The sequence below is a fragment of the Acinetobacter indicus genome (genome assembly GCF_009914475.1).
Classification (GTDB): Bacteria; Pseudomonadota; Gammaproteobacteria; order Pseudomonadales; family Moraxellaceae; genus Acinetobacter; species Acinetobacter indicus.
Map to the genome: position 1 here is coordinate 2,678,798 of NZ_CP045198.1, position 16,656 is coordinate 2,695,453.

Here is a 16,656-nt window from a genome sequence, read left to right on the forward strand (position 1 = left end):
GAATGACTTAAGCCGTGTTTTATATGTATTCCAGTGAGAAATGAAAAATGGCTCAGCCAAAATTCTTTTTACAGCCTCTTGCGGCTGCGATTTGTGTTGCTTGTTATTCACCAGTTGTGTTTGCAGAAACCCCAACACCCGTCCAAAGTCTGGCACCAATTGTGATGACTGCGCATCAGGGCAATGATGCCAACGGCCTGATTGTCCGTGCCGATCCGAAACAGCCAATTCAACCGATTCCAGCCACCGATGGTGCAGATTATCTGCAAAGTATTGTCGGTTTTAGCGCGGTCAACAGTGGCGCCGGTACCAATGGCGATGTGACTTTCCGTGGTATGTTTGGTTCGCGGATTAAAATTCTGACCGATGGCACAGAAAACCTGGGTGCCTGTCCGAGTCGTATGGATTCACCGACCTCCTATATTTCACCAGAAAGTTATGACCAGATTTCGGTAATTAAAGGCCCACAAACCGTGCAATATGCCAATACCGGCTCAGCTGCCACCGTGATTTTTGAGCGCCGTCCGGAACAGTTTGATGAAGATCAGCACTATCGTGGTCAACTGAGTGTGCTGGCCGGTTCATTTGGCCGTCTGGACCATAATATTGAGGTTGCAGCAGGCGACGAGCAGAAATATATTCGCCTAAATAGCAACCGTTCGGTATCGAATAGCTATCAGGATGGTGAGGGCAATACCGTGCCATCGGACTGGGAACGTTGGAATGCTGATGTAGCACTGGGCTGGACCCCGGATGCAGATACCTGGGTTGAATTGACCGGAGGGAAAGCCGATGGTGAAGCAGTTTATGCAGGCCGTGCAATGGATGGCTCTAAATTCGCGCGTGAAAGTTTAGGTTTACGTGTTGAAAAGAAAAATATTACAGATGTAATTAAGAAGCTTGAAGCACAAGTCAACTATAACTTTAATGACCATGTCATGGATAACTATAGTTTACGACCTGAGCCAATGATGAAAATGGCAACAAATGTGGCACGTAAAACATTAAATGCACGCATGGCGATAACTAGTGAATGGGATAAAGTTCAATTAGTTGCGGGTATAGATAGTCAAAATAACGAACATAGTATTCGTAAAACGGATAGTAAGACAGGTATTGGCTATCAAGATCAACCGCGTATGACAGATATGAAATTTCAATCTGTGGGTGGTTTTGGTGAAGTCACTTATCATTTAGATGATGAAAATAGAATGGTAACGGGTGTTCGCCTTGATCAAGTAAATGTTAAGGATGAACGTCAAGATTCTATTAATAATGGATATAACCGTAAATTAGATAAAACATTAGCAAGTGGTTTTATTCGATTTGAAAATACTCATCCTGATCATGATGATGGAAAAACCTATATCGGTTTAGGTTATGTAAAACGCATGCCTGATTATTGGGAGTTGTTTAGTCCTAAATCTGGTAACGGTAATATAAATACATTTAATAATATTGATACTGAAAAGACTTTACAGTTAGATGCAGGCTATCAACACCAGCATGGTGGTTTTAACTCATGGGCATCAGTTTATGCAGGCATAGTTGATGATTACATTTTGACAAACTATGTTGAAGTCAAAGACCCAATGACAAGTAAAGTTTCCTTAGAGGCGCGTACAAGAAATGTCGATGCTGTGATTGCTGGTGCAGAAGCAGGTATGGGTTATCAATTTACCGACGCTATCCAAGCAGATGTAAGTGCAATGTATGCGTGGGGTGAAAACACCACTGACAATACGCCGTTGCCACAGATTGCACCGCTTGAAGGTCGTGTAAACTTACGTTATATCCAGGATCGTTATACCTTGGGGGCCTATTGGCGAATCGTAGATGGTCAAAACCGGATTAGCCAGAATCAGGGCAATATCGTAGGTTATGATCTAAAAGAAAGTGCAGGTTTCAGCACTTTGTCCTTAAACGGCACGTACCATCTTTCCGATGGGGTTGATCTTTCTGTGGGAATCGACAACGTTCTAGATAAGACCTATACCGAGCATTTAAATAAGATGGGGGCGGCCGGTACAGGTCTGCCAATTACCCAGCAGTTCAACAACAGTGGCCGTAACTATTGGGCGAGAATGAGCTTTAAATTCTAATTAGCTCGAAATGCAGATAAAAAGCAGGACGAAAGTCCTGCTTTTTATTTTTAAAATTTTATTTATTTCAAAAACTTAATATAAATTGGTATTTCTAAATATAATAACGAACATTTTTCTTAAAATAATTTTTATAAATAAAACAATTATTTATAAATTTTTTGGATTATAAAATAAACACACGTTTCAGAAGTTTTTAAAAAGGTGTTGCAACCCCTCTGAAATCCTGTAGAATGCACATCCATCGGCGGTGATGTTGATAAAAACTTGTTGATAAACAAGGATTTAGCCAAAATGGTTGAGTTCTGGTTTAGGTGGTAAGTTTAGAAATAAAATCAACATTGCATGTTGACTTTCTAAAAATAGAGAGTAATATAGCCGACCTAGCTTGATGCTGACGAAGCATCGAGAAGATCATTAAGAGATTATGAAGAACAACTTGTGTGGATTTTTACTGGTTGATTAATCGAATATATTTTCATTAATTGATTGGTTTAAATTACTCGAAGTTTATTTGAGCGAAATTTAAGTCAGAAAATTGATGAGCCAAGTTTAAGAGTTTTACTTATAAAACTCGAAATGATTTTAACTGAAGAGTTTGATCATGGCTCAGATTGAACGCTGGCGGCAGGCTTAACACATGCAAGTCGAGCGGGGATAGGGTGCTTGCACCTGATTCCTAGCGGCGGACGGGTGAGTAATGCTTAGGAATCTGCCTATTAGTGGGGGACAACGTTCCGAAAGGGACGCTAATACCGCATACGTCCTACGGGAGAAAGCAGGGGATCTTCGGACCTTGCGCTAATAGATGAGCCTAAGTCGGATTAGCTAGTTGGTGGGGTAAAGGCCTACCAAGGCGACGATCTGTAGCGGGTCTGAGAGGATGATCCGCCACACTGGGACTGAGACACGGCCCAGACTCCTACGGGAGGCAGCAGTGGGGAATATTGGACAATGGGGGGAACCCTGATCCAGCCATGCCGCGTGTGTGAAGAAGGCCTTTTGGTTGTAAAGCACTTTAAGCGAGGAGGAGGCGCTCTAGGCTAATACCCTAGATGCGTGGACGTTACTCGCAGAATAAGCACCGGCTAACTCTGTGCCAGCAGCCGCGGTAATACAGAGGGTGCGAGCGTTAATCGGATTTACTGGGCGTAAAGCGCGCGTAGGTGGCTAATTAAGTCAAATGTGAAATCCCCGAGCTTAACTTGGGAATTGCATTCGATACTGGTTAGCTAGAGTATGGGAGAGGATGGTAGAATTCCAGGTGTAGCGGTGAAATGCGTAGAGATCTGGAGGAATACCGATGGCGAAGGCAGCCATCTGGCCTAATACTGACACTGAGGTGCGAAAGCATGGGGAGCAAACAGGATTAGATACCCTGGTAGTCCATGCCGTAAACGATGTCTACTAGCCGTTGGGGCCTTTGAGGCTTTAGTGGCGCAGCTAACGCGATAAGTAGACCGCCTGGGGAGTACGGTCGCAAGACTAAAACTCAAATGAATTGACGGGGGCCCGCACAAGCGGTGGAGCATGTGGTTTAATTCGATGCAACGCGAAGAACCTTACCTGGCCTTGACATACAGAGAACTTTCCAGAGATGGATTGGTGCCTTCGGGAACTCTGATACAGGTGCTGCATGGCTGTCGTCAGCTCGTGTCGTGAGATGTTGGGTTAAGTCCCGCAACGAGCGCAACCCTTTTCCTTACTTGCCAGCATTTCGGATGGGAACTTTAAGGATACTGCCAGTGACAAACTGGAGGAAGGCGGGGACGACGTCAAGTCATCATGGCCCTTACGGCCAGGGCTACACACGTGCTACAATGGTCGGTACAAAGGGTTGCTACACAGCGATGTGATGCTAATCTCAAAAAGCCGATCGTAGTCCGGATTGGAGTCTGCAACTCGACTCCATGAAGTCGGAATCGCTAGTAATCGCGGATCAGAATGCCGCGGTGAATACGTTCCCGGGCCTTGTACACACCGCCCGTCACACCATGGGAGTTTGTTGCACCAGAAGTAGGTAGTCTAACCTTAGGGAGGACGCTTACCACGGTGTGGCCGATGACTGGGGTGAAGTCGTAACAAGGTAGCCGTAGGGGAACCTGCGGCTGGATCACCTCCTTAACGAAAGATTGACGATTGGTAAGAATCCACAACAAGTTGTTCTTCATGACGATGTATCTGAGGGTCTGTAGCTCAGTTGGTTAGAGCACACGCTTGATAAGCGTGGGGTCACAAGTTCAAGTCTTGTCAGACCCACCACTAACGACAAGCAAGCAATTGCAGAGCGAATAGAAATCAGAACATTGACTTAAATGATAAGCTGGGGACTTAGCTTAGTTGGTAGAGCGCCTGCTTTGCACGCAGGAGGTCAGGAGTTCGACTCTCCTAGTCTCCACCATAGATTATAGAGCTTAGTAAGTTTATGCTTATTAATCTCTGTGATTTATCACAGTTGACTGCAGTCCGACGAGGATGCAGTGAATCATTAACAGATTGGCAAAATTGAGTCTGAAATAAATTGTTCACTCAATCAATATACGTTAACGCGTTGTTATGACGGGTTGATGAACGTAGATTGAATTGAGAACTAGCAAATTAACTGAATCAAGCGTTTTGGTATATGAATTTAGATTGAAGCTGTACGGTGCTTAAGTGCACGGGACTTCGAACTGTAGATTAAATAGATAATTGATTATTTATTTAATTGTCTTAATCCTACTTGTAGGGATTAACGACTGTTTGGGGTTGTATAGTCAAGTAATTAAGTGCATGTGGTGGATGCCTTGGCAGTCAGAGGCGAAGAAAGACGTGATAGCCTGCGAAAAGCTCCGGGGAGGCGGCAAATATCCTTTGATCCGGAGATGTCTGAATGGGGAAACCCACTTACCATAAGGTAGGTATCAATACATGAATACATAGTGTATTGAGGCGAACGAGGGGAAGTGAAACATCTCAGTACCCTTAGGAAAAGAAATCAATTGAGATTCCCTCAGTAGCGGCGAGCGAAAGGGGAACAGCCCATTAAGTTATGTGTGTTTTAGTGGAATGCTCTGGGAAGTGCAACCATAGTGGGTGATAGTCCTGTACACGAAAGGGCACACATAATGATGACGAGTAGGGCGAGGCACGTGAAACCTTGTCTGAATATGGGGGGACCATCCTCCAAGGCTAAATACTCCTGACTGACCGATAGTGAACCAGTACCGTGAGGGAAAGGCGAAAAGAACCCCTGTGAGGGGAGTGAAATAGATCCTGAAACCGCATGCATACAAGCAGTGGGAGCCACTTCGTGTGGTGACTGCGTACCTTTTGTATAATGGGTCAGCGACTTACATTCAGTAGCAAGGTTAACCGCATAGGGGAGCCGTAGGGAAACCGAGTCTTAATAGGGCGTATAGTTGCTGGGTGTAGACCCGAAACCAGGCGATCTATCCATGAGCAGGTTGAAGGTTGGGTAACACTAACTGGAGGACCGAACCCACTGTCGTTGAAAAGCCAGGGGATGACTTGTGGATAGGGGTGAAAGGCTAATCAAGCCTGGTGATAGCTGGTTCTCCCCGAAAGCTATTTAGGTAGCGCCTCGGACGAATACCATTGGGGGTAGAGCACTGTTTCGGCTAGGGGGTCATCCCGACTTACCAAACCGATGCAAACTCCGAATACCGATGAGTACTATCCGGGAGACAGACTGCGGGTGCTAACGTCCGTAGTCAAGAGGAAAACAATCCAGACCGCCAGCTAAGGCCCCAAAATCATAGTTAAGTGGGAAACGATGTGGGAAGGCATAGACAGCTAGGAGGTTGGCTTAGAAGCAGCCACCCTTTAAAGAAAGCGTAATAGCTCACTAGTCGAGTCGGCCTGCGCGGAAGATGTAACGGGGCTAAAACTATGTGCCGAAGCTGCGGATGTATACATTGTATACGTGGTAGGGGAGCGTTCTGTAAGCCGATGAAGGTGGATTGAGAAGTCTGCTGGAGGTATCAGAAGTGCGAATGCTGACGTGAGTAACGACAAAACGGGTGAAAAACCCGTTCGCTGAAAGACCAAGGGTTCCAGTCCAACGTTAATCGGGGCTGGGTGAGTCGACCCCTAAGGCGAGGCCGAGAGGCGTAGTCGATGGGAAATTGGTTAATATTCCAATACTTCAGTGTAATGCGATGAGAGGACGGAGAAGGTTAAGTCAGCCTGGCGTTGGTTGTCCAGGTGGAAGGCTGTAGGCATGCATCTTAGGCAAATCCGGGGTGCTCTATGCTGAGAGCTGATAGCAAGCTAGTTTACTAGCGAAGTGGCTGATACCATGCTTCCAGGAAAAGTCTCTAAGCTTCAGTTACACTGGAATCGTACCCGAAACCGACACAGGTGGTCAGGTCGAGTAGACCAAAGCGCTTGAGAGAACTCTGCTGAAGGAACTAGGCAAAATGGTACCGTAACTTCGGGAGAAGGTACGCTGTTGACGGTGATGGGACTTGCTCCCTGAGCGGTTGACAGCCGCAGAAACCAGGCCGCTGCAACTGTTTATTAAAAACATAGCACTCTGCAAACACGAAAGTGGACGTATAGGGTGTGATGCCTGCCCGGTGCTGGAAGGTTAATTGATGGGGTTAGCGTAAGCGAAGCTCTTGATCGAAGCCCCAGTAAACGGCGGCCGTAACTATAACGGTCCTAAGGTAGCGAAATTCCTTGTCGGGTAAGTTCCGACCTGCACGAATGGCATAATGATGGCGGCGCTGTCTCCAGCAGAGGCTCAGTGAAATCGAAATCGCTGTGAAGATGCAGTGTACCCGCGGCTAGACGGAAAGACCCCGTGAACCTTTACTGCAGCTTGACATTGAACTTTGACCTTACTTGTGTAGGATAGGTGGGAGGCTTTGAAGTTGGAACGCCAGTTCCAATGGAGCCGTCCTTGAAATACCACCCTGGTAATGTTGAGGTTCTAACTCTGTCCCGTGATCCGGGACGAGGACCATGTCTGGTGGGTAGTTTGACTGGGGCGGTCTCCTCCTAAAGAGTAACGGAGGAGTACGAAGGTGCGCTCAGCGTGGTCGGAAATCACGCGTAGAGTATAAAGGCAAAAGCGCGCTTAACTGCGAGACCCACAAGTCGAGCAGGTACGAAAGTAGGTCTTAGTGATCCGGTGGTTCTGTATGGAAGGGCCATCGCTCAACGGATAAAAGGTACTCTGGGGATAACAGGCTGATACCGCCCAAGAGTTCATATCGACGGCGGTGTTTGGCACCTCGATGTCGGCTCATCTCATCCTGGGGCTGAAGCAGGTCCCAAGGGTATGGCTGTTCGCCATTTAAAGAGGTACGCGAGCTGGGTTTAGAACGTCGTGAGACAGTTCGGTCCCTATCTACCGTGGGCGCTGGAAATTTGAGAGGATCTGCTCCTAGTACGAGAGGACCAGAGTGGACGAACCTCTGGTGTACCGGTTGTGACGCCAGTCGCATCGCCGGGTAGCTATGTTCGGAAGGGATAACCGCTGAAAGCATCTAAGCGGGAAGCCTACCTCAAGATAAGATTTCCCTAGGAATTTATTCCTCTAAAGAGCCGTTCGAGACTAGGACGTTGATAGGTTGGGTGTGGAAGCATAGCGATATGTGAAGCTGACCAATACTAATTGCTCGTGAGGCTTGACTATACAACACCCAAACAGTTGTTGTATCAAGCTAGATTCTAAACTAATCCTTGATTTAGTTAATGCGACACAATAAAATTCAGACCCAATGGCCAATCCGTTAATAACTCATTTGGAACAAAGTAAGGCATTACATGCAAAAGCATCAAGCTTAAGCAAAGTAACTAAGACCCGAACAAGTCCATAAAAGTTGTGCTGGCGACAATAGCAAGAGTGAACCACCTGATCCCTTCCCGAACTCAGAAGTGAAACCTCTTAGCGCTGATGGTAGTGTGGGGTTACCCATGTGAGAGTAAGTCATCGCCAGCTCATTAATTCAAAATCCCCCTAGCTTAAATAGCAGGGGGATTTTTTTATGGGCGTAATTTGTGTGCTTAAGAAAGTGGAATTTTTCGAGGACTGTTCTCTCCGTTTAAATAAGCTTTTAATCGGTTGAAATTGAAGCCCCCAATTTAACCGGAACCGGCGTATACTCATAACATAATTGGAGTGTATATGTCAGATTCCCAAAGCCAGACTCAGCAAATTGAGCACGATTCTCCTCAGTTTAAGGCCATTCTTCTCTCTTTGTTTTTGGCCGGTTTTGCCTCCTTTTCTGCCTTGTACTGTGTTCAACCGATGATGCCGATTCTGGCCCAGTTCTTTCAGGTCAGTCCGACCCAAAGTAGTTTCCCCTTATCTTTTTCGACCTTTGCTTTGGCCGCCGCTCTATTATTTACCGGCCTGATTTCAGATCGGGTCGGGCGTAAACAGATTATGGTCGTGGCATTGTTCTCTGCGGCCTTACTGTTAATAGCCAGTGCCTTATTGCCACAGTGGTCATTTTTTCTCAGCACCCGTGTCCTGATTGGCATGGCAGTCAGTGGGGTGGCCGCGGTGGCAATGACCTATATTGGCGAAGAAATTGCGGCCAAAGATGTTGGCTTTGCCATGGGCTTATATATTTCCGGCACCGCAATTGGTGGCATGAGTGGTCGTTTAATTGCCGGAGTTCTGGTGGATTTTATTTCCTGGCAATATGCAACTTTAATCATTGGTGTGATTAACCTGGCGATTGCGATTCTGTTTTACTGGCTGCTGCCCAATTCCCGGAATTTCCAGTCCTATCCAATTCAATTGTCGCGTTTTAAACAGGCCTTTGCCAAAAATCTGGCCGATCCAAAATTAAGAATTCTGTTTCTTCAGGGTTTTATTTTAATGGGATGCTTTGTCTCGGTATTTAATTACATGAGCTATCATCTGCTGGATGCACCTTTTGCTTTGCCACAAACCTGGATCGGGCTGATTTCTGTGGCTTATCTGGCCGGAATTTACAGTTCGCCACGGGCGGCACAATGGGGACAAAAGTTTGGTCGGGAAAAAGTGTTACCGTTGATGCTGCTGGTGATGTGGGCCAGTCTGGCGCTAATGTTGCTGAATCAGCTGGCGGTCGTGTTAGTCGGGCTGCTGATTTTTACCTTTGCTTTTTTTGCAGCACATTCTCTTTGTAGCAGCTGGGTGACGGTGCAATCATTACAGTATCGGGCGGTGGGTTCATCTTTATATCTGTTCTGCTATTACTTGGGCTCGAGCGTGCTCGGCAGTGGTAGCGGTCTGATCTGGGAGCGCTGGGACTGGCCTGGCTTATTGATCTTTATCGCAAGTCTGCTGTTGTTGGGCCTGATATTGACCCTATATCTGAAAAAATTAAGCAGCACTGCACCCACGGCACAGATTAAAAATTAAAAACTTGATTTTGTATAAATTATAATCAAGCAAGCCACTTGGAATTCATGCTAAAATACTCGGCTTTCATCTTTCGATCTTTTCTGATCTTCCATCTGCCAGCCGAGAATTGCTAGCCATGTCTACTGCTTATACCGCTCAAACCGCGCCGAAAGCGTTGTTTGATTACGACAAATATTGGGCGTCATGTTTTGAACCCGCGCCATTTTTGCCGATGTCACGCGAGGAAATGGACCAACTCGGCTGGGATAGCTGTGACTTTATTCTGGTCTGCGGCGATGCCTATATTGATCATCCATCTTTTGTATCCGGTATTATTGGCCGTGTGCTGGAAGCGCAAGGTTTCCGGGTCGGAATTATCGCGCAGCCTGACTGGACCAATGTCGAGGCCTTTCGTGCCTTAGGTAAACCGAATATTGCCTGGGGCGTCACCGCCGGCAATATGGACTCGATGATCAACCGTTATACCGCGGATCGCAAAATCCGCTCGGATGATGCCTATTCACCAGACAATGTCCCGAACAAACGTCCAGACCGTGCTGCAACCGTGTATTGCCAGCGCTGTCGTGAAGCCTTCCCGGATGTGCCGGTGTTGCTTGGCGGGATCGAAGGTTCACTGCGTCGTATTGCGCATTATGATTACTGGTCAGATAAAGTCCGTCGTTCAATTCTGATGGATTCAAAAGCCGATTTATTGATGTACGGTAATGGCGAGCGTTCCATTATTGAAGTGATGCACCGTCTGGCCAAAGGCGAAAAAATTACCGATATCACCGATGTGCGCGGTACTGCCTTTATCATCAATAAACATAACCGTGCGGCCAAAGCCAAGTTTGTCGAAATCGCCTCCAATGATGTCGATACCATTGGCCGTGTCGATCCGATCATCAACCCCTATGTGATGACCGAAGATATTGATGGCTGTGAAGTTGAAAAAGAAAAGGGTAACAGCTTAAGCCAGTACCAGAATTTCCAAAAAGAAATGGTGGCCAATCCGATTGTCCGTGAAGGCGACAACCTGGATGCCGATACGCAGATTGTTCAGCTGCAACCGGCCTCAAAAGCCATTAAGCATAAACTGCCACCACGTGAACTGGCGGTTATTCGTTTGCCATCTTTTGAAGACGTGGCCAATGATCCGGTACTGTATGCACATGCCAACCGTATTCTGCATTTGGAAACCAACCCGGGCAACGCACGTGCTTTGGTGCAAAAACACGGCGAGCGTGATGTCTGGATTAATCCACCACCAATTCCATTGACCACTGAAGAAATGGATTATGTGTTTGACCTGCCATATGCACGTCTGCCACATCCAGCTTATGGCGATGCACGTTTCCCGGCGTTCGACATGATCAAGTTCTCGGTGAACATCATGCGTGGCTGTTTTGGGGGTTGTACGTTCTGTTCGATTACCGAACACGAAGGCCGTATCATCCAGAACCGTTCGGAAGAGTCGATTTTGCGTGAAGTGGAAAAAATCCGTGATACCGCACCGGGCTTTACCGGGATTATCTCGGACTTAGGTGGTCCAACCGCTAACATGTACCGCTTGCACTGTAAAGATCCGGAAATTGAAAAGAACTGCCGTAAGCCGTCCTGTGTATTCCCAGGCGTGTGTCAGAACCTGCATACCGATCATGCACCACTGACCCAGCTATACCGTAAAGCACGTGCGATTAAAGGCATTAAAAAGATTTTGATTGGTTCCGGTCTGCGTTATGACCTGGCGGTACTGAATCCGGAATATGTGCGTGAACTGGTGACCCACCACGTTGGGGGTTATCTGAAGATTGCACCGGAACATACCGAAAAAGGTCCGTTATCGAAGATGATGAAGCCCGGTATTGGTACCTATGACCGCTTCAAGCAAATGTTTGATCGTTTCAGCAAGGAAGCCGGCAAGGAACAGTATCTGATTCCGTATTTCATCGCGGCGCATCCGGGCACCACCGACTACGACATGATGAACCTGGCGATCTGGCTGAAAAAGAATGGTTTCCGTGCCGATCAGGTACAGACCTTCTATCCATCGCCAATGGCCACCGCCACCACCATGTATTACACCGGTAAAAACCCGCTGGCCAAAGTGGCGCGTTATACCGAAGATGTCGATATTGTGAAAGGAGAGAAACGTCGTCGTCTGCACAAAGCCTTCTTGCGTTACCATGATCCAAACAACTGGCCATTGTTACGTGAGGCTTTAAAAGAGATGGGCCGTGCCGATTTGATTGGCAATTCCAAGCAGCATCTGATTCCAACCTATCAGCCGCAAGGTACGGAAGGGCAGTACCAGTCAGCGCGTAAGAAAAACTCGACCCTGGCCGGAGATTCACAGAAACGTACCGGTCAGCCTGGTAACCGTGGTCAAGGCCAAAATCAGGGTCAGTCGAATCGTCCGAAAAAAGGCCAGATGTTGACCCAGCATACCGGTTTGCCTCCACGTGAAACTGGTGAAAAACGTCCATTTGGCGGCGCAAAGACCAAAGGCAGGTTTAAGCCAAAATCCCGTGCTTAAATCAGGAAAGGACGCCAAGTGCGTCCTTTTTCTGGTTCACATTTTGTCGGATTTGTCAGACAATTGGTTTGAAAAGAATTGTGAAGCTCATAAAAGTTGGTATACATTAGCTTGAGGAAAAACAAGGAGATGGTTTTTCCTGGAAACTTGCTCTGCAACAGACTGTCAGTGTTTATGCATCTTTCGTCAGCATTGGTTTAAGTTTCTTAAATTTAACCTATTTATAATAAGCAAAACGTTATACTTGTATTTGAAAAATAATCGGTGAGATACCGAATAAATTATAAGAATAGAGTATTAAAGGATTAACCTCATGACTGTTTATATTATTCTCGCAAGTCTTATTCTGGCAGGGTTGCTCATCATGGCGGCCAGGCATGCCATTCAGGCCAAACGCCAGACCGACAGTACCCTGAAACGCCGCGCTATTTTCAGTTTGAATGAGCAGCTGACCTATACCCGGCTGAAAGAAATTTTACCGACCCATACCGTGCTGACCCATGTGTCTTTTGATGCGCTACTGACCACCAAACTGCCGCGTACCCGCAATAAATACCGCAATATGGTGGCGGACTTTGTGGTGCTGGATGATGCTTATCAGGTACTGGCCGTGATTACCCTGGATGATACCCTGACCTTAAAACGTCAGCATATTCAGTATCAGAATGAATTGCTGCGGATGGCCGGTTATACCGTAATCAGCTTTGATCAGGTGCCGGAATATCAGCAGTTGCGTGAAGAATTTGGGTTACTGGAGGGCGCTGAAAATCTGGAGGCGCTTGATCTGCCAAAAAAGAAATTGGCGTTCTATCCGGCCTCAGCGCGCAGAATGGGCGCGTTGGGTTGAAAAAAAGCATCTAAACAGATGCTTTTTATCTCAAATTTTTATGGTTTAACCGCGACCACAGTCATTTCAACCAGGACTTCGGGCTGATACAGCTTGGCTTCCACACAGGTGCGGGGCAGCGCTTCAATATCGGCGACCCAGGCATCCCAGATTTCATTCATGGCTGCATAGTCTTGCTCGATATCTTTTAAGAAAATCATGACTGACATGATATGACTTTTATCGGTGCCGGCTTCAGCCAGTAAACGGTCAATTATCTCAAGGGTCTGGCGGGTCTGACCGCGAATATCCAGGCTGGTGTCTTCTGCCAGCTGGCCGGCCAAATGCACCAGATGGCCTGAAATGGCAATTTCTGAATAGCGCTGTGCGACATGTAAACGTTGTACGGTCATAACAAAATCCTGTAGATGGGCAAGCAGCACCTCGGCTGCTCTGGCAATGTGACTATATTGCCATGAAGCGCCAGTACAGAACACCAGCGCTGCCGGAGTTGGTACAGAAATCCATCAATCTTGTGGCGATTTTGATTTGAAAAATGGGAATTTTAGGACGCAAAAAGCCGGTGATCTGAAGGGAATAGATCGGGATAATGCGATAGAAAATCAGATAAAAAGAAGCAGGTTACAGTAAGGCGGGAGACGATACAGCCATCCATGGGAACGTCAGAGTTGTCCTGTAATATTCGGATAGATCATCACGCCAATCACAGGACAGCATGCTGAAAGTAAAGGTGATTTTCAGCATCTCAGCACATACATGGATAAATGTATTGCGCAGATAGATTACTCTAATTTTGCCCATTGTGAAGCGCATTTTGTATCATTTTTATTCTTTTGATCAATTCCTGCACAATTTTAAGCCTAAAGTAGACTGAGCTGCGGCTGCTGGGCTGGTGAAGACAGTTGATAAACCCCCACGCCAATCAGCCGGAACTGTTCCTGAGGCGAAATATGCATTTCCTCAATTAATAGTTGTAGCGCCTGTGCCAGCTGCTGCGGATGAGTAAAAATATGCTGAAAGCTTTTGCTGTGCTGCAACACCTGAAAGTTTTTCAGTTTCAGTTTGACTGACACGCCGCGGGCACAGAGCTGCTTTTTTTCCAGACTGGCCCAGACCTGTTGCAGCAGCTGTGGCCAGTAGGGCGTGCATTGGCTGAGGACATAATCATCATCAAAGGTGATTTCTTTGGAAATCTGCTGGCGTTTGCGTTCGGCCTGAACGGGGCGCTCATCAATGCCTTGTGCATATAAAAACAGGCGTTTGCCATATTTACCAAAACGTTGAATCAGCAGGCCTTCTTCGACCTGTTGCAGATCGCCCAAGGTTTCCAGACCCAAGGCCTTCAGCTTTTCCTGCATGACCTTGCCCACGCCCGGAATTTTCTTTAAGGGTAAATCCTGAATAAAGGTCTGCACCTGCGAAGGCTTGATCACGCAGAGGCCATTCGGTTTATGCCAGTCCGAGGCAATTTTGGCCAGAAATTTATTGGGTGCCACGCCGGCAGATGCAGTCAGGCCGGTGGTCTGAAAAATATCTTCGCGGATGCGCATTGCTACTTCTGTGGCGCTGGGGAGTTGCTGCAGGTTTTCGCTAACATCCAGATAGGCTTCATCGAGCGACAGCGGTTCAATGATTGCAGTATATTTTTGAAAAATTTGATGGATTTGTGCCGACACTTCCCGGTATTTCTGAAAATTCGGTTCCAGTACAATTACCTGCGGGCACAGTTTCCGGCCCTGACTCATCGACATGGCCGAGCGCAGCCCAAACACCCGCGCCGGGTAGGACGCGGCCACAATCACCGCGCGAGGATGATGTGATGCCACCACCACCGGCAGATGTTGTAACTCTGGACGCTCTTTTAGCTCGACCGAGGCATAGAACGCATCCATATCAATATGAATGATTTTTCTCATGGCACCATCTTAACGCGCGACATCCGTGGCTGTCATTAGCGGATAAGCATACGGTTGATCGAGCAGCAGCACTTGGGTCTGTTGTTGTGCTGCGGCCTTGATCACGGTATTCAGACTCTTCGGGGTATTATCGGCCAGATGTGGTAAAAACTGTAGCGGCTGTTCTGGCGGCTGGAAAAAATCATCCCAATGGATGGGAATCAGCACCTTGGGTTTTAGGTGCTGCAAGGTTTCTGCCAGATACTGCTGCTGATACTGTTCCGGTTGCCTGGACAGCTGGGCAATGCCCAGAAACAGATGATCGACCTGTAGCTGTTTGAGCTGTTCGGGAATAAAACCGGTGCTGGCCTTGACCAGACTTTTATGACCTTCATATTCAATCAGATAGTCAAAGCTATGGCCTTCTTTAAACTCCGAAAACCGTGCCGGCAGGCTCAGTGGCTGCTGGATTTCCTCACCCAGATCATTATTCACTGCAGTTGGCGGAGTATGCTGGGACGGGAAAGCGGTGACAGTAAAGTTGCCAATCTGCATCGGTTGTAAAGGTGCCAGCTGCTGTAACTGGCTTTCGGGCAAGTGAGCACCACGGGCAATATTCAGCGTGCTTCGGGAACCAATAATTTTAGCCTGCGGCAGCAATTGGCCAAGTAGAGGGATATCCAGCGCATGGTCATAATGCGAGTGTGTCACCAGAATGGCTTGCGTTCGTTGCAATTGATGGAGCTCAATCGCATGTTCAATTACGATTGGCTGGCTGTTAATTTGACCAAACATCAGCTGACTCAGACTCGGCCGGCTAAAGAAGCCATCAATCAACAGCTGTTGCTGGCCATCATCAAACAGTAAGGTCGATACACCAAAGAATTTGACCGTGTAGCCCGCTGGTGCGGTTGCTGCCGGCTGATACAGCCATGGCTGGAAATCCTGCACTTTGCCGGAGGGCTGCAGCATATAGATGATGAGTGCAATCAGCAGTAACATCAGGCCAAGCAGACCTGACAAAATTTTGTATTTCAGTGTCATTCGCACAATATTCCTGTCAGCTTTTATTTTTATCTTGTTGGTATGAGTATTAAGGGGTTGTATCCACGCTATTTTTAGATGGTTCCACAATCTGGTTGGCCTTAAGAAACTGTTGCCAGTCCTGTTCATCGCCATAAAAGGCATTCAGATCGACCGGAGTGGCAATGCCGGTAATCTGGCCACGATTGCTATATTGCCAGAACAGCCAGTCGGGATTACCGCTTAAGGCCGGTTTACCCTGATATTCGCGTACCCACAGCGGCACCTGCGGGAACTGATTGACCAGTACAATATTATAAAAATTCCTGGAAATGTAAAAAATCGGCTGTTTGCCATAGTGCTGTTGCAGCGCGTCATGCATCACCCCAATTTCATGCAGCAACTGTTCCCGGGTATAGGTGTTGATGCAGTTGCTGTCGTATTCCAGATCAATCACTGGTGGCAAGCTGTTGGCCTGTTTCGGAACGCTGTCGATAAAATTCTGTGCCTGCACCTGACCATTACGACACAGCCGATAAAAATGATAGGCGCCGACCAGAAAGCCCTGTTCATGCGCGGCCAGCCAGTTATCCTGAAATTTACGGTCTTTAAAATCGCCGCCTTCAGTGGCTTTTAAATAGACGAAACGGTATTTTTCCGGCGAAATCCTGTGCCAGTCAATCTGCTGCTGATGATGCGAAACATCAAAGCCCTGAATCGGATAGTCCTGTGCGGTGGCTGGCCGGGTATGCAGAACGCCCCAATACAGCAAGGCCGCCATCAGCACCACGCCGCAGATGGCCACCGCAGCATAAGTCAGGGGCTGGACAGAACGGCGGGCAGGGCGTGCAGACATAGGCAAGGCAGATCTTCAGGGTTCAATTTTGATCATAACGCGAAGCCTG

General features: G+C 47.4%; 8 protein-coding genes, 2 tRNA genes and 3 rRNA genes. 9 read left to right on the plus strand and 4 right to left on the minus strand.

Annotation, left to right across the window (positions count from 1 at the left end):
• Positions 1 to 47 precede the first annotated feature (47 nt).
• From GA693_RS13220 to GA693_RS13260, 9 genes are all read left to right on the plus strand, one after another.
• Positions 48 to 2,102 (plus strand): TonB-dependent copper receptor, encoded by a 2,055-nt coding sequence (locus tag GA693_RS13220; RefSeq protein ID WP_160241721.1) that lies wholly within the window; start codon positions 48 to 50, stop codon positions 2,100 to 2,102.
• A gap of 586 nt (positions 2,103 to 2,688) precedes the next feature.
• Positions 2,689 to 4,226 (plus strand): 16S ribosomal RNA (locus GA693_RS13225).
• 61 nt (positions 4,227 to 4,287) lie between these two features.
• A tRNA-Ile gene (locus tag GA693_RS13230) sits at positions 4,288 to 4,364 on the plus strand.
• 63 nt (positions 4,365 to 4,427) lie between these two features.
• Positions 4,428 to 4,503, plus strand: a tRNA-Ala gene (locus tag GA693_RS13235).
• Positions 4,504 to 4,856: 353 nt separating this feature from the next.
• Positions 4,857 to 7,746 (plus strand): 23S ribosomal RNA (locus GA693_RS13240).
• A 191-nt stretch (positions 7,747 to 7,937) separates the two neighbouring features.
• Positions 7,938 to 8,052: ribosomal RNA gene (gene rrf, locus GA693_RS13245) — 5S ribosomal RNA — on the plus strand.
• Together the 16S, 23S and 5S rRNA genes with 2 tRNA genes alongside form the textbook arrangement of a ribosomal RNA operon.
• Positions 8,053 to 8,238: 186 nt before the next feature.
• On the plus strand, positions 8,239 to 9,468 hold the full coding sequence (locus tag GA693_RS13250) for an MFS transporter (protein ID WP_104499218.1): 1,230 nt from the start codon (positions 8,239 to 8,241) through the stop codon (positions 9,466 to 9,468).
• Between the two features lie 118 nt (positions 9,469 to 9,586).
• Positions 9,587 to 11,986 (plus strand): YgiQ family radical SAM protein, encoded by a 2,400-nt coding sequence (locus tag GA693_RS13255; RefSeq protein WP_160241720.1) that lies wholly within the window; start codon positions 9,587 to 9,589, stop codon positions 11,984 to 11,986.
• Positions 11,987 to 12,299: 313 nt separating this feature from the next.
• A complete protein-coding gene (locus GA693_RS13260) occupies positions 12,300 to 12,833 on the plus strand; it encodes a DUF2726 domain-containing protein (protein ID WP_005181471.1) in 534 nt (177 codons plus the stop codon).
• 38 nt (positions 12,834 to 12,871) lie between these two features.
• Here GA693_RS13260 and GA693_RS13265 read toward each other — a convergent pair whose 3' ends face one another.
• The 4 genes from GA693_RS13265 to GA693_RS13280 form a co-directional block, all read right to left on the minus strand.
• Entirely contained in the window at positions 12,872 to 13,225 is a 354-nt protein-coding gene (locus GA693_RS13265) for a RidA family protein (protein ID WP_005181474.1), read from the minus strand.
• A 468-nt stretch (positions 13,226 to 13,693) separates the two neighbouring features.
• Positions 13,694 to 14,749, minus strand: a complete 1,056-nt coding sequence (gene dinB, locus GA693_RS13270; RefSeq protein ID WP_104472828.1) for a DNA polymerase IV — start codon at positions 14,747 to 14,749, stop codon at positions 13,694 to 13,696.
• A gap of 9 nt (positions 14,750 to 14,758) precedes the next feature.
• The gene (locus tag GA693_RS13275) at positions 14,759 to 15,772 is read right to left on the minus strand and encodes an MBL fold metallo-hydrolase (RefSeq protein WP_160241719.1); all 1,014 of its coding nucleotides are present in this window, start codon (positions 15,770 to 15,772) and stop codon (positions 14,759 to 14,761) included.
• A 49-nt stretch (positions 15,773 to 15,821) separates the two neighbouring features.
• Entirely contained in the window at positions 15,822 to 16,607 is a 786-nt protein-coding gene (locus GA693_RS13280; RefSeq protein ID WP_160241718.1) for a glycoside hydrolase family 25 protein, read from the minus strand.
• Positions 16,608 to 16,656: the final 49 nt, after the last annotated feature.

What these genes read in the sequence shown, in the direction of transcription:
- GA693_RS13220 (WP_160241721.1), top strand. Translation starts at nt 48, where the DNA reads ATGGCTCAGCCAAAATTCTTTTTACAGCCTCTTGCGGCTGCGATTTGT.
- GA693_RS13250 (WP_104499218.1), top strand. Translation starts at nt 8,239, where the DNA reads ATGTCAGATTCCCAAAGCCAGACTCAGCAAATTGAGCACGATTCTCCT.
- GA693_RS13255 (WP_160241720.1), top strand. Translation starts at nt 9,587, where the DNA reads ATGTCTACTGCTTATACCGCTCAAACCGCGCCGAAAGCGTTGTTTGAT.
- GA693_RS13260 (WP_005181471.1), top strand. Translation starts at nt 12,300, where the DNA reads ATGACTGTTTATATTATTCTCGCAAGTCTTATTCTGGCAGGGTTGCTC.
- GA693_RS13265 (WP_005181474.1), bottom strand. Translation starts at nt 13,225, where the DNA reads ATGACCGTACAACGTTTACATGTCGCACAGCGCTATTCAGAAATTGCC.
- dinB (WP_104472828.1), bottom strand. Translation starts at nt 14,749, where the DNA reads ATGAGAAAAATCATTCATATTGATATGGATGCGTTCTATGCCTCGGTC.
- GA693_RS13275 (WP_160241719.1), bottom strand. Translation starts at nt 15,772, where the DNA reads ATGACACTGAAATACAAAATTTTGTCAGGTCTGCTTGGCCTGATGTTA.
- GA693_RS13280 (WP_160241718.1), bottom strand. Translation starts at nt 16,607, where the DNA reads ATGTCTGCACGCCCTGCCCGCCGTTCTGTCCAGCCCCTGACTTATGCT.